General features: G+C 32.6%; 13 protein-coding genes and 1 pseudogene. 10 read left to right on the forward strand and 4 right to left on the reverse strand.

From position 1 onward, the window contains the following. Positions 1 to 62 precede the first annotated feature (62 nt). Complete coding sequence (locus MWH06_01725; GenBank protein ID UPA55383.1) at positions 63 to 1,004, reverse strand: Rpn family recombination-promoting nuclease/putative transposase; 942 nt, start codon at positions 1,002 to 1,004, stop codon at positions 63 to 65. A gap of 279 nt (positions 1,005 to 1,283) precedes the next feature. Here MWH06_01725 and MWH06_01730 point away from each other — a divergent pair, with 279 nt between their 5' ends. Then, entirely contained in the window at positions 1,284 to 1,544 is a 261-nt protein-coding gene (locus MWH06_01730) for a transposase (GenBank protein ID UPA55384.1), read from the forward strand. Between the two features lie 14 nt (positions 1,545 to 1,558). After that, the gene (locus tag MWH06_01735; protein ID UPA55719.1) at positions 1,559 to 2,440 is read left to right on the forward strand and encodes an IS3 family transposase; all 882 of its coding nucleotides are present in this window, start codon (positions 1,559 to 1,561) and stop codon (positions 2,438 to 2,440) included. A gap of 390 nt (positions 2,441 to 2,830) precedes the next feature. Here the strand turns inward: MWH06_01735 and radC are convergent, their stop codons facing one another. Further along, on the reverse strand, positions 2,831 to 3,499 hold the full coding sequence (gene radC / locus MWH06_01740) for a DNA repair protein RadC (protein ID UPA55385.1): 669 nt from the start codon (positions 3,497 to 3,499) through the stop codon (positions 2,831 to 2,833). A gap of 185 nt (positions 3,500 to 3,684) precedes the next feature. After that, positions 3,685 to 4,605, reverse strand: a complete 921-nt coding sequence (locus MWH06_01745; GenBank protein UPA55386.1) for a helix-turn-helix transcriptional regulator — start codon at positions 4,603 to 4,605, stop codon at positions 3,685 to 3,687. 128 nt (positions 4,606 to 4,733) lie between these two features. On the opposite strand from MWH06_01745, the gene MWH06_01750 reads away from it, so the two are divergent. From MWH06_01750 to MWH06_01770, 5 genes and pseudogenes are all read left to right on the forward strand, one after another. Then, a complete protein-coding gene (locus MWH06_01750) occupies positions 4,734 to 5,615 on the forward strand; it encodes an Rpn family recombination-promoting nuclease/putative transposase (protein ID UPA55387.1) in 882 nt (293 codons plus the stop codon). 206 nt (positions 5,616 to 5,821) lie between these two features. After that, positions 5,822 to 6,082, forward strand: a complete 261-nt coding sequence (locus MWH06_01755; protein UPA55388.1) for a transposase — start codon at positions 5,822 to 5,824, stop codon at positions 6,080 to 6,082. 14 nt (positions 6,083 to 6,096) lie between these two features. Continuing rightward, positions 6,097 to 6,978, forward strand: coding sequence for an IS3 family transposase (locus MWH06_01760; GenBank protein ID UPA55720.1), 882 nt, complete (start codon positions 6,097 to 6,099; stop codon positions 6,976 to 6,978). Positions 6,979 to 7,017: 39 nt separating this feature from the next. Next, positions 7,018 to 7,230 (forward strand): annotated as a pseudogene (locus tag MWH06_01765) (IS5/IS1182 family transposase). Between the two features lie 179 nt (positions 7,231 to 7,409). Beyond that, the gene (locus tag MWH06_01770) at positions 7,410 to 8,318 is read left to right on the forward strand and encodes an Rpn family recombination-promoting nuclease/putative transposase (protein ID UPA55389.1); all 909 of its coding nucleotides are present in this window, start codon (positions 7,410 to 7,412) and stop codon (positions 8,316 to 8,318) included. Between the two features lie 166 nt (positions 8,319 to 8,484). Here MWH06_01770 and MWH06_01775 read toward each other — a convergent pair whose 3' ends face one another. Then, positions 8,485 to 9,519 (reverse strand): hypothetical protein, encoded by a 1,035-nt coding sequence (locus MWH06_01775; GenBank protein UPA55390.1) that lies wholly within the window; start codon positions 9,517 to 9,519, stop codon positions 8,485 to 8,487. Positions 9,520 to 9,665: 146 nt separating this feature from the next. Between MWH06_01775 and MWH06_01780 the strand changes: the two genes are divergently transcribed. The 3 genes from MWH06_01780 to MWH06_01790 all read left to right on the forward strand — a co-directional run bounded on the left by MWH06_01780 (position 9,666) and on the right by MWH06_01790 (position 12,720). Next, positions 9,666 to 9,926 carry a transposase gene (locus tag MWH06_01780; protein ID UPA55391.1) on the forward strand — a complete coding sequence of 87 codons (261 nt, stop codon included), beginning with the start codon at positions 9,666 to 9,668 and terminating at the stop codon, positions 9,924 to 9,926. Between the two features lie 14 nt (positions 9,927 to 9,940). Then, positions 9,941 to 10,822 (forward strand): IS3 family transposase, encoded by an 882-nt coding sequence (locus tag MWH06_01785; protein UPA55721.1) that lies wholly within the window; start codon positions 9,941 to 9,943, stop codon positions 10,820 to 10,822. 443 nt (positions 10,823 to 11,265) lie between these two features. After that, on the forward strand, positions 11,266 to 12,720 hold the full coding sequence (locus MWH06_01790) for a hypothetical protein (protein UPA55392.1): 1,455 nt from the start codon (positions 11,266 to 11,268) through the stop codon (positions 12,718 to 12,720). Positions 12,721 to 13,356: the final 636 nt, after the last annotated feature.

Raw genomic sequence — 13,356 nt, forward strand, 5'->3', positions numbered from 1 at the left:
TTAGGGGATATGTCTAACTTAGAAAAGGTTTTTATAAATGTTAAAGTGAATAAGTAGGAATATTATGTTTTTTCTTTGAGTTGTGAAATTTCAGAATGAGAAAAACCTGTAGTTTGTGATATGATATCAGTAGAGACACCAGCTTTAAGTAGGTTTTTTGCCACAGCTATTTTAGCTTGTTTTTCTCCCTCTTTCCTGCCTTTTTCTGCACCAATTTTAATACCTTCCACCTTACCTTTTTGATGGCCAATTTGGATACCTTCATGTTTAGCATCATCAAGTTTTTGAGCAAGGACGGCTTGTTCATCACGAATACGCTTTATCTCTTGTTCGTAGGCAATAAATTCTTTTTCTGACCAGTTGAATCTATTTAGTTCTTCATATGCTCTTTTAATTATTAGATCACTTCCTATTATTCTTTCTAGCTCTTCTTCACTAGTTTCGTCTGCATATCTGAAAAAGTATATCCATTTTTCAACTATACTTGAAAGCTGATCTTCTTTGGTTTTTAGAAATTTAGGCAACTCAATAAATATAAAGTAAAAATCTTTTAGATCATGTTCATTAGTATCTTCGTCGCGAATAGTATGCTTTGATTTGTACTCGGACTTATCAGGAAATAAAATACAATCTGCTATAGCAATAAAGATAATTTCCTTAAGGTCATGATATTGATCACCCTTACTAGCTTGTCTTGAGTAAGCTTTAGCAGCGTAGTATTGGGCACGTTTTTCAAAGCCTTTGGTTTTAGCGACCTGCATTTCGACTATCACTTGCAGCCCATTTTCATCTCTACAGAGAACATCAACAATGCTTTGTTTTTTAGAGGCAATTTCAGGGTCTTGAATAGTACTTAAAAACTCTATATCCTTTATTGTGTTTTTTCCGGAGAAGCCGAGAATATCATTAAGAAAGTGAATAAGGATATCTTTATTTTTTTCAGTACCAAAGATACGCTTGAATGATATGTCATTCTTAGGATCGAGAAACTTAGAAAGAGCCATGAGAAAGTAAGATAAAAAGCATTAATAATTATACACAATTGTGAAGAAATATTCAACTAAAATGCAAACATAGAAGTTTTTGTATATCTTTATTTTGTAGTATTAACCTATATAATATTTATGGCAAATATCTCGATAAGGTATCAGATAGCACAAAAAGTGAGAAGCTGGAGATTAAAACGAAAATGTACCCTGAAGGATTTTGACCTTACCCAGGAAAAGTGGAGAGAAAGTTGAGACGTTTTTATAGTAAAAAATGTTTTCATAAAGAGGTGCAATATGACAAATGGAAGAGAGTATACAGCAGAGTTCAAAGAAGAAGCTGTAAAACTTTTCAGAGAAAGGGGAGAAACAATTTCACAAATAGCAAGGGATCTAGGTATAAATCCCGGTATATTAGGTAAGTGGATAAAGAAGTATAACGAGAAAAAGTCAGCAGTAAATGCATTTCCGGGCAGGGGTAACGTAGCGCCTTATGATAAAGAGAGATTTGACTTAAAGAGAGAGTTAGCAAGAGTAACAAGGGAAAGAGACATTTAAAAAAAAGCCCTGGGATATTTTGCCAGTCAAAAAGAGTAAAATATCTTTTTATAAAAGAGCATAGCAATTGCTATAAAGTACAAGAATTATGTAGAATTTCTGGTGTATCTGCTAGTGGTTATTACAAATGGCTTGCTAAAAAAATAAGCAATAGGGAATTGGCAAAAAAAGATCTATTAGCAGATATTCAAAAAATACATCAAGTTTCTAAATGCAGATATGGTGCCCCTAAAATTCATGCTGAATTGAAAGCTTTAGGTAAAAATTACAACATCAAAACAGTGCAAAATGTTATGAAAGAAAATGGCATTAAGGCTATACTTAAAAGAAAATTTAAAACCAAGAAACGGCAAACTGACAATAGAGTCATAGTTCCCAATATATTAGATCAAAATTTTATTACCGATCAACCAAATAAAGTGTGGGTGACTGATATTACTTATATAAGAACCAAGAAAGGATGGCTATATTTGGCAGTAGTAATCGATCTATATTCACGTATGGTAGTTGGCTGGTCGATGAGTAGCTCAATAAATAAACAGTTGGTTATTGACTCTTTGTTAATGGCCATTTACAAGCGTAACCATCCCAAGAATCTACTATTACATAGCGATCAAGGTTCACAATATACTTCAAAAAATTACCAAAATCTACTAGCTATAAAGAACATAGTTCCTAGCATGAGTCACAAAGGCTATTGTTACGACAATTCCGTTGTAGAAAGTTTCTTTAGTTCTCTGAAAAGAGAGTTATTAATAAATACTGCTAAGTACTCCAAACAGTCTATTAAAACTGCTATATTTGAATATATAGAAATTTTTTATAACAAACAACGCAGACATTCTACTATTAACTATTGCATCCCTGAGCTTTTTGATTCATCATTCTCTTTGTAAAAACATTCCCAACTTTCTCTCCACTTTTCCTGGGTAAGGTAACTTTTTAGAATCAATGATTAACTCATAAGTATTTCCATCTGTATCATCAAATGATACTGTTTTTTTAGTAGTCATATACCCTCCTATATTAAGCATATTATTCAAGTCTATAGAGCAACTTATTGCTTTATAATTAACTTAATACGCAAATTATAAAAAGATCTTGTATATCTTGCAACTATTTATAATAAAACAATAGATTTTTGCGACTTTTATTCTTTAATTACGACTTAATATACAAGCTATACAAAGATCTTTTATATTGTGCAGTTCTTGCTCTTCAGATTCTTGACTAAGTTTTTTTGCTACTGTGTAGTAGCCAAACTTCTCAAGCAATTGGAATTTGGTTTATAACAGCTCTCTTTCCTTAAAACTGCAATATCCTTTGTCTGTCATAATAATGTGATCCTCTAGTTCAATTCCCACTCCTTGACATGCTGACACTAATTCTCTAGTCATAACCTTATCATCTTCTGACGGTTCCAAACTCCCTCCTGGATGATTATGAGCTAATATTATTGATGCTGCTTCCATTGATAACGCCTTTTTTACCACTTTCCTTTCAGATAGGTGTACTTCATCTATTGTACCAAAATACACTTCATCTCTTATCAGACGGTTCTGTTTATCCAAGTATATTATCAGGACAGCTTCTTTTGCTGAAAAGCCTATGTTTACCCTTACATATTCTATCAGCTTTTCTTGGCTATCCATTACAGGACCTCTCTTCAACCCTTCTCTGAGTGCCCTCTTATAAGCTTCTTTAACACATTCAATTGCTGCAGCTGCATGTTCGGTCATTCCTTCTATCATTTTCAGATCATCGATTTCTCTCCCTAAAATTTCTCCTATTCCTGGGCAATTATCCATTAGAGTTTTAGTAACATCTTGTGCTTGCTTTCTGTCGTGAACTGCTCCTAGAAGCACTGACACTATCTCACGATCAAATAGAGCACTTCCTCCTCCACTCTGTAATACTCTCTCTATTTCTTCTGTAAGTTTTTCACTATTATTCATAAAATATACTCCTCGTTAATAACAAATTGTTTTTAATTATTTACTGCTGTTTTTTATCAGCATTGGCATAAAGCCATAGCTTCCGAGTGAAGTCAAATCAATTTTTCAATCCTTTTTACTTATTTTTTCATCAAAAAATTAAGATATTAACAGATGCTTATTTTATCTAATTGAAAGCTAATTCTTTATGTAAAAGAAGTTGTTACTATTTTAGAAATAACATCAGTAGAAAAACCTAACTTGAGTAAATTATTTGCAACTTTCATTCCCTCTATTTTATCAATCTTCTCTTTGTAAATTTGCTTTCTTTGCAAGAAAAATTCTACCCATATATTCAGTTCATCTCGTGATTCCTGATTGTCAATTTTTCTATATTCTCTTGCCAAACTTAATAATTCACTTTCTCCTTCGCAATCACTTTCTTTGTACTCCTTTATTAGATCTTCAGCATCTACTGACAATCCTCTTGCTATTTCCCACAACCTTTCACTTAAAATAGTAGCACTACCTTGTTCATAATGATGTACCTGCGAGGGTCCTACATTAAGCTTTTTTGCTAATTCTTCTTGCGTATAGCCTCTGATTACTCTCCACTTTTTTATCTCTTGTCCTCTGTTTGGCTCGTCTCTCTCTTTATCAGCATATTCTTCAATTGATAAGCCTGTTGCTCGATAGATAATGTCAGTATCAAACCCCGCCTTAACTAGATTCTTTGCAATTCTTATTCTTGCTGCTTTTATATTACTTTCTTCCTCAGCTCGAACAGATTTGGTTAATGCATAAATTGCTTTTTGTCCTTCTATTCTTTTGTATTTTTCTATAAAATTATACATTTCCTGGGTCTTAGCTTTGTCGAAACAATTACTTTCTTTTAGTACTTTTCGTCTTGGAAAGAGATTTCTAATAGGAATTGATAATGCATTTGCTATCACTTTTAGCCTTTCAATTGGAATGCCACATGTTCCTTGCTCGTATCTTAGCAGTGTGTGATAGTTTATGCCTGCCTTATCTGCTAAATCCTTTAGAGTATATTTTCTCTTTAACCTCCAGCTCCTTACTTTTTGCGCTATTTGGTACCTTATGGAAACAGTAGTATGCTTTGCCATACAGAAATAGATATTATATAGGTTAATACTATCAAATAAAGATATACAAAAACTTCTATGTTTGAATTTTAGTTGAATATTTCCTCAGAATTATGTATAATTACTAATACTTTCTAGGTTAATTCGTCATGGCTTTTTCTAAATTTCTTGATCCCAAAAATGACTTGAGCTTTAAAAAGATCTTTGGCTCTGAAAAGAATAAAAATATCTTAATTCACTTCCTCAACAATATCTTAGGTTTTTCTAGTTCTGATCAAATAAAGGAAATTGAATTCCTTAGTACCATTATGGATCCTGAAATTGCCTCTGACAAACAAAGCATTGTTGATGTTCTTTGCAAAGACTCTATTGGTAATAGATTTGTCATCGAAATGCAGCTCGCTCGTGATAAGGGCTTTGAAAAACGTGCTCAACTTTATGCTGCTAAGGCTTACTCAAGACAATTAGATAAATCTGGTAATTACATTGATCTTCAGAAAGTTTTCTTTATTGCTATTTCCAATTGTAACCTTCTGCCTGAAGAAGTCGACTATATTTCTACTCATAATATACGCGATATCAAAACCAATGGGCATTACTTGAAAGATCTACAATTTGTCTTTATTGAGTTGCCTAAATTTACAAAAAATAAGGTAGAGCAGTTAGAGAATACTACAGAGAGATGGTGTTTCTTTTTTAAATACGCAGAAGATACAACTGAAGAAGATTTGAAAAAGATAGCAGCAGAAGCTCCGATAATAAAGCTAGCATATGATGAATTAGACAGGTTCCGCTGGAATGAAAAGGATTTGATCGCATATGAAGAAAGAATATTGAGCGTGCAAAAAGAAAAAGCTATTCTTGCTCAAAAACTCGATGATGCTACTGCTAAAGGTAGACAAGAAGGTAGACTAGAAGAAAAAATCGAAGTTGCAAAAAACCTACTTAAAGCAGGTGTATCTGTTGACTTAATAGCTGAGTCTACCGGTCTTCCTAAAGCTGAAATTTCAAAACTTAAGGAAAAAGCCTAAGTACTGTAACTCCCTTAAAGCTCTTTTCAACTTATTGTAATTCTTTATATATTAAAGCATATATATGATCTTCTGTTGTTACTTCTACTGATCTATTTGATTTTCTCACTAATTTTACGTATCAGTTAAATGACCTTACCCAGGAAAAGTGGAGAGAAAGTTGAGACGTTTTTATAGTAAAAAATGTTTTCATAAAGAGGTGCAATATGACAAATGGAAGAGAGTATACAGCAGAGTTCAAAGAAGAAGCTGTAAAACTTTTCAGAGAAAGGGGAGAAACAATTTCACAAATAGCAAGGGATCTAGGTATAAATCCCGGTATATTAGGTAAGTGGATAAAGAAGTATAACGAGAAAAAGTCAGCAGTAAATGCATTTCCGGGCAGGGGTAACGTAGCGCCTTATGATAAAGAGAGATTTGACTTAAAGAGAGAGTTAGCAAGAGTAACAAGGGAAAGAGACATTTAAAAAAAAGCCCTGGGATATTTTGCCAGTCAAAAAGAGTAAAATATCTTTTTATAAAAGAGCATAGCAATTGCTATAAAGTACAAGAATTATGTAGAATTTCTGGTGTATCTGCTAGTGGTTATTACAAATGGCTTGCTAAAAAAATAAGCAATAGGGAATTGGCAAAAAAAGATCTATTAGCAGATATTCAAAAAATACATCAAGTTTCTAAATGCAGATATGGTGCCCCTAAAATTCATGCTGAATTGAAAGCTTTAGGTAAAAATTACAACATCAAAACAGTGCAAAATGTTATGAAAGAAAATGGCATTAAGGCTATACTTAAAAGAAAATTTAAAACCAAGAAACGGCAAACTGACAATAGAGTCATAGTTCCCAATATATTAGATCAAAATTTTATTACCGATCAACCAAATAAAGTGTGGGTGACTGATATTACTTATATAAGAACCAAGAAAGGATGGCTATATTTGGCAGTAGTAATCGATCTATATTCACGTATGGTAGTTGGCTGGTCGATGAGTAGCTCAATAAATAAACAGTTGGTTATTGACTCTTTGTTAATGGCCATTTACAAGCGTAACCATCCCAAGAATCTACTATTACATAGCGATCAAGGTTCACAATATACTTCAAAAAATTACCAAAATCTACTAGCTATAAAGAACATAGTTCCTAGCATGAGTCACAAAGGCTATTGTTACGACAATTCCGTTGTAGAAAGTTTCTTTAGTTCTCTGAAAAGAGAGTTATTAATAAATACTGCTAAGTACTCCAAACAGTCTATTAAAACTGCTATATTTGAATATATAGAAATTTTTTATAACAAACAACGCAGACATTCTACTATTAACTATTGCATCCCTGAGCTTTTTGATTCATCATTCTCTTTGTAAAAACATTCCCAACTTTCTCTCCACTTTTCCTGGGTAAGGTCAGTTATAATTCCATATAAAAAGTATCGTAAAAAGCCATTAACTCCAGAGCATAATAGAAGATTAGCATCATTTAGAATGAGAGTAGAAAACAAGATCCGAGAGATAAAGATATTTAAGATTATGTCGAATGTTTATCGCAATTTTCAGAAAAAATATAACCTGAGGTTCAATATTATTGCTGGTATTGTAAATCTTAAGCACGCCTTTTAGTTAACCTTGATTTTAGTCACCCTCCTTTCCTTTTTTTTATCGCTTGATTCGCAGCAGGTCTTATGAAGGTCATTTTTTCTCGAAGCTAAAAAAACAAGATTTAGTAAACCCAATATAAAAACGTTGAATATTTCTTCAGAATTGTGTATAATTATTAATGTTTTTTAGGTACTCTTGCTATGACTCTTTCAAAGTTTCTTGATCCAAAAAATGATATATCGTTCAAGCGCATCTTTGGTACTGAAAAGAATAAAGACATCCTCATTCACTTCCTTAATGATATCCTCGGCTTCACTGGCAAAAGTACAATAAAGGATATAGAGTTCTTAAGTACTATTCAAGACCCTGATATTGCTTCTAAAAAACAAAGCATTGTTGATGTTCTTTGTAGAGATAAAAATGGGCTGCAAGTGATAGTTGAAATGCAGGTCGCTAAAACCAAAGGCTTTGAAAAACGTGCCCAATACTACGCTGCTAAAGCTTACTCAAGACAAGCTAGTAAGGGTGATCAATATCATGACCTTAAGGAAATTATCTTTATTGCTATAGCAGATTGTATTTTATTTCCTGATAAGTCCGAGTACAAATCAAAGCATACTATTCGCGACGAAGATACTAATGAACATGATCTAAAAGATTTTTACTTTATATTTATTGAGTTGCCTAAATTTCTAAAAACCAAAGAAGATCAGCTTTCAAGTATAGTTGAAAAATGGATATACTTTTTCAGATATGCAGACGAAACTAGTGAAGAAGAGCTAGAAAGAATAATAGGAAGTGATCTAATAATTAAAAGAGCATATGAAGAGCTAAATAGATTTAACTGGTCAGAGAAAGAATTTATTGCCTACGAACAGGAAATAAAACGTATTCTTGATGAACAGGCTGTCCTCGCTCAAAAACTTGATGATGCTACTGAAAAAGGCATCCTAATAGGTCATGAAAAAGGCAGAGAAGAGGGCGAAAAACAGGCTAAACTAGCAGTGGCTAAAAACCTACTTAAAGCTGGCGTATCTGTTGACTTAATAGCTGAATCTACTGGCCTTCCTCAAGCTGAAATAAAACAACTTCAGGAAGAAATTGCTTAAACGATACTGCTGTATGCAATATTCTGCGCGCTAATTTACCTCATAACCTGCATTCCATTAAAATACTCTGTTTTTTCACCTTGATCATCAAACCAAAGGTCATATAAACCTTGAAAAGCATCTTTAGCCTTAGCTCCTGCTCCATTTAAGATACTGGTCATACAAGCTAGATTTTCTCTAGAGTTTTTAAATACTTCGTTTTGTTTCCTTGATCATTAAACCATAAACCATACAAATCTTGAAAAGCATTTTTAGCATTAGCTCCTGCTCCATTTAAGATACTGGACATACGAGCTAGATCTATTCCTTCTTTCTCTAGAGTTTTTAAATACTTCGTTTTGTTTCCTTGATCATCAAACCACAGACCATACAAATCTTGAAAAGCATTTTTAGCATTAGCTCCTGCTCCATTTAAGATACTGGACATACAAGCTAGATCTATTCCTTCTTTTTCTAGAGTTTTTAAATATTTCGTTTTGTTTCCTTGATCATCAAACCAAAGATAATACAAACCTTGGAAGGCATCTTTAGCCTTAGCTCCTGCTTTACCTAGGATACTAGAGATACGAACTAGGTCTATTTTCTCCTCTTCTAAAGTTTTTAAATACTTTGTTTTGTTTCCTTGATCATCAAACCAAAGATAATACAAACCTTGAAAAGCATTTTTAGCATTAGCTCCTGCTCCACTTAAAACACTGGAGATATGAGCTAGATTTACTTCTTCTTTCTCTAGAGTTTTTAAATATTTCGTTTTGTTTCCTTTATTATCAAACCAAAGATAATACAAACCTTGGAAGGCATCTTTAACCTTAGCTCCTGCTCCACTTAGGATACTGGACATACGAGCTAGATCTATTCCTTCTTTCTCTAGAGTTTTTAAATATTTCGTTTTGTTTCCTTGATCATCAAACCAAAGGTCATATAAACCTTGAAAAGCATCTTTAGCCTTAGCTCCTGCTTTATGCAAAATACTGGACATATTGCGTCTAACTTTATTTTCACATACAGTATCAAACATATTTTGTCCTTTATCTGTATTTAGAAATTCTTTCAAGGCCTCTGCTTTTACTTCACCAACTATTACTTGAATGAATTTATCTTTTTCACTAACGAGGCTAGTTGCTGAATGACTATGTAGTCTTTTTGGTAATTTATTATTTTCATTGGTGCTATCAGTCTCTACACCTTTATTGATATGCATACTGGAAAATCTACTTTTTTCTGAATATATACTATACTGACTTAGTGTAAAAATATACGCAATCAAAAAATGACCTTACCCAGGAAAAGTGGAGAGAAAGTTGAGACGTTTTTATAGTAAAAAATGTTTTCATAAAGAGGTGCAATATGACAAATGGAAGAGAGTATACAGCAGAGTTCAAAGAAGAAGCTGTAAAACTTTTCAGAGAAAGGGGAGAAACAATTTCACAAATAGCAAGGGATCTAGGTATAAATCCCGGTATATTAGGTAAGTGGATAAAGAAGTATAACGAGAAAAAGTCAGCAGTAAATGCATTTCCGGGCAGGGGTAACGTAGCGCCTTATGATAAAGAGAGATTTGACTTAAAGAGAGAGTTAGCAAGAGTAACAAGGGAAAGAGACATTTAAAAAAAAGCCCTGGGATATTTTGCCAGTCAAAAAGAGTAAAATATCTTTTTATAAAAGAGCATAGCAATTGCTATAAAGTACAAGAATTATGTAGAATTTCTGGTGTATCTGCTAGTGGTTATTACAAATGGCTTGCTAAAAAAATAAGCAATAGGGAATTGGCAAAAAAAGATCTATTAGCAGATATTCAAAAAATACATCAAGTTTCTAAATGCAGATATGGTGCCCCTAAAATTCATGCTGAATTGAAAGCTTTAGGTAAAAATTACAACATCAAAACAGTGCAAAATGTTATGAAAGAAAATGGCATTAAGGCTATACTTAAAAGAAAATTTAAAACCAAGAAACGGCAAACTGACAATAGAGTCATAGTTCCCAATATATTAGATCAAAATTTTATTACCGATCAACCAAATAAAGTGTGGGTGACTGATATTACTTATATAAGAACCAAGAAAGGATGGCTATATTTGGCAGTAGTAATCGATCTATATTCACGTATGGTAGTTGGCTGGTCGATGAGTAGCTCAATAAATAAACAGTTGGTTATTGACTCTTTGTTAATGGCCATTTACAAGCGTAACCATCCCAAGAATCTACTATTACATAGCGATCAAGGTTCACAATATACTTCAAAAAATTACCAAAATCTACTAGCTATAAAGAACATAGTTCCTAGCATGAGTCACAAAGGCTATTGTTACGACAATTCCGTTGTAGAAAGTTTCTTTAGTTCTCTGAAAAGAGAGTTATTAATAAATACTGCTAAGTACTCCAAACAGTCTATTAAAACTGCTATATTTGAATATATAGAAATTTTTTATAACAAACAACGCAGACATTCTACTATTAACTATTGCATCCCTGAGCTTTTTGATTCATCATTCTCTTTGTAAAAACATTCCCAACTTTCTCTCCACTTTTCCTGGGTAAGGTCAGCAACCAGCTAGTAATGTTCAGCAGCCAATTGCTCAGCAGGCAGGTCCATCTAAACGAGCATTTAATCGATGATTAGTTTAAAATAAATTATTTAAATAAGATAGGATGTAGGTAAATGCTAACCTTACTTTAGTAGTAAAAGGCATTTTATTACTGCATTTTAGTGAATTATATATTTTTTTTAAATTATCTTACTCCACTCTCTCAAAAAACAAGTGTAATAAACAACTCCAGAGGCTAGATGATAATAGTTACTAAAACAAGTATTTTCATAGCAGACCTCACTATAAAAATAGTACTTGAAAAGCTTTATCAAGGTATGCTATAGTCAATATTACATTGCATAATAATATAATAAAATTAAGTAAAGTTGGACAAAAGGTATTTCAAGGAGAGAGTTATGCCTATTCTATCTAAGCTATTGGATTCACAGCAACAAAATACAGAATATTTAAAGCACTCTGGTGGCCATTCAACTTCTGAAAATAATGTAGCAGATTTGGACGATTATAATTTGTTTGTTCAAGGAATAAGCAACCGTCCTGAGTTTTATGACTTTGATCAGACACATGAAACTGAAAAGACTTCTGACACATGTGTAGAGAATATATTGTCGTATCAAAGCAAAATTGATGACAGCTTAACTGATAACAGTGATTCAGATTTAGAAAGCGATTATTATTATCCTATTAGTCCAAAGGACTCAGCTTTGATGGACCTAGACTTACCATTAACCGGAGATGAGAAAAGTCTAATTGATGAATTTTGTAAAGAATTAGAAGATGTAGTAGCAAAAAATGATCAAGGTTATAGGGATAAGCATGAAAATTTTACAAACATTGCTTTAAAACGTATAGAGTGCATAACAAGTAAATATTTGCAAAAAGGGATAAGGCTCAATTCAAGATGTAACGATGATGAGTATACTATAACAAGTTTAATTTTTAAGGAAATAAGAAATATCCCTGATAGAATACGACAGCATAAGGGATTACCATCTTATGAGAGTTTATCAGACGATAGTGAGACTATAACAAGTTTAGTTTCTAAGGGAATAAGAGGTATTCCTGCCTATGAGGGTGTATCAGATGACAAAAATATAGGTATTATACGCAATATCATGAATAATTTACTATTAAAAGGTGGAAGGGTAAAACGCAGTTCCTTCTATGATAATAGGTTATTGTATGCAACTTATGGGTTCAGTTATGAGATTTTTGCAGAACGTGAAGAAATCGATAACAAGCTAAAAAGCGTAGCAAATGAAGGTATTATAAACAGTAGTGCCAAAGGCAAAGCTTTACACACAGAAATGGATAATGGATATTTTTATGTAAAATATTCGCAAGATAGCACTGTTGAGGTTGCAAAAGTTACAAATAATCCAAAAGTGAAAGATTTAAGTTTTAGACATCATATATTTCATATTGGAGAGAGTATAGTAAGAATTGAAAATGTAGGAGGAAAAAGAAATTATACAGATGTCTTAGGAGATGGCATTGAAATGTCTTTTACTACTGAAGTGGGAAAGATTAGTATTCATCTATATTCTAGTGATAAAGATAGTAATATAATAGAAGTAAAGCTTGATAGAGAGAGCCAAGAGAAGTCTGACAAGTTAAAAAATCAATCAAGTTTAGGGGAAAGTTGCCTTTTAGGAGGAAAAAGTGTTTTACAAGCTGTAAAAGATGGAAATTTTGAAAGAAATGCATCTATAGAGTCAAGTGAAACTATTAAGCAATTAGATTGTGTAGTAAAAGAATCAGATGCTCCGTCTACTCTTATGATGTCAATTGATAGTTTAGACCAGCCGCAAAAGATTGAATCTTCAAAAGAAATAATAGTGTGTTCATAAAGTCAACTAAAATTATTAAACAAAAAAAAGGTTTTGGAGGGGTAAAAAAAATTGATATATTTTTAAAGCAAGATTCTTGGAGGTATTCAATAAACTATACGCTCAAAGCAAGGAGAAATAGCATGAGGATTTAGAGAAATTGAGTTAATAATTAAAAGATTATTCTAAAGAAACTATTTTCCTTTCTTGATGTTTATTCCTTTTTGGACATAACTTTTTGTGCTGGATTCAGGAAAGACTGGCTGCTTCACACTTTCTACTTTTTCGAGTTTTGTATTTGATTGAATTGACTTTTGTGATGTCCACAGAATTTCCTTTAATCAGACCAACTACATGATTCAGCGGAAGAAGGGCTATAAGAAACATTAGGCTCTTATGAAATAATTTTGAAGCTCTTAGGTCGTTTCACATATAAATTAAGATTATCACTATTTTTATTATATAATTAAGCTTTTAACACTGATTTCCCTCAATTTCTGGCACATCTATCTCCTGTGGCTTTTATAAATTAAGACGTCAGTCTATATAATTTCTCCAACTGCTCACTCCACAGCACCGGTATTTCTCTCAAATCAGCTAGCTTCAAACCTCTTGGCTGCCTCCCCTTTACTATATCTTCTTTAATCTTTGGTGCTA

This window comes from Wolbachia pipientis (assembly GCA_023052945.1).
Classification (GTDB): Bacteria; Pseudomonadota; Alphaproteobacteria; order Rickettsiales; family Anaplasmataceae; genus Wolbachia.

Excerpts from the sequence above, each read along its gene's own strand:
- MWH06_01725 (UPA55383.1), bottom strand. The coding sequence starts at position 1,004 with ATGGCTCTTTCTAAGTTTCTCGATCCTAAGAATGACATATCATTCAAG.
- MWH06_01730 (UPA55384.1), top strand. The coding sequence starts at position 1,284 with ATGACAAATGGAAGAGAGTATACAGCAGAGTTCAAAGAAGAAGCTGTA.
- radC (UPA55385.1), bottom strand. The coding sequence starts at position 3,499 with ATGAATAATAGTGAAAAACTTACAGAAGAAATAGAGAGAGTATTACAG.
- MWH06_01745 (UPA55386.1), bottom strand. The coding sequence starts at position 4,605 with ATGGCAAAGCATACTACTGTTTCCATAAGGTACCAAATAGCGCAAAAA.
- MWH06_01750 (UPA55387.1), top strand. The coding sequence starts at position 4,734 with ATGGCTTTTTCTAAATTTCTTGATCCCAAAAATGACTTGAGCTTTAAA.
- MWH06_01755 (UPA55388.1), top strand. The coding sequence starts at position 5,822 with ATGACAAATGGAAGAGAGTATACAGCAGAGTTCAAAGAAGAAGCTGTA.
- MWH06_01770 (UPA55389.1), top strand. The coding sequence starts at position 7,410 with ATGACTCTTTCAAAGTTTCTTGATCCAAAAAATGATATATCGTTCAAG.
- MWH06_01775 (UPA55390.1), bottom strand. The coding sequence starts at position 9,519 with ATGCATATCAATAAAGGTGTAGAGACTGATAGCACCAATGAAAATAAT.
- MWH06_01780 (UPA55391.1), top strand. The coding sequence starts at position 9,666 with ATGACAAATGGAAGAGAGTATACAGCAGAGTTCAAAGAAGAAGCTGTA.
- MWH06_01790 (UPA55392.1), top strand. The coding sequence starts at position 11,266 with ATGCCTATTCTATCTAAGCTATTGGATTCACAGCAACAAAATACAGAA.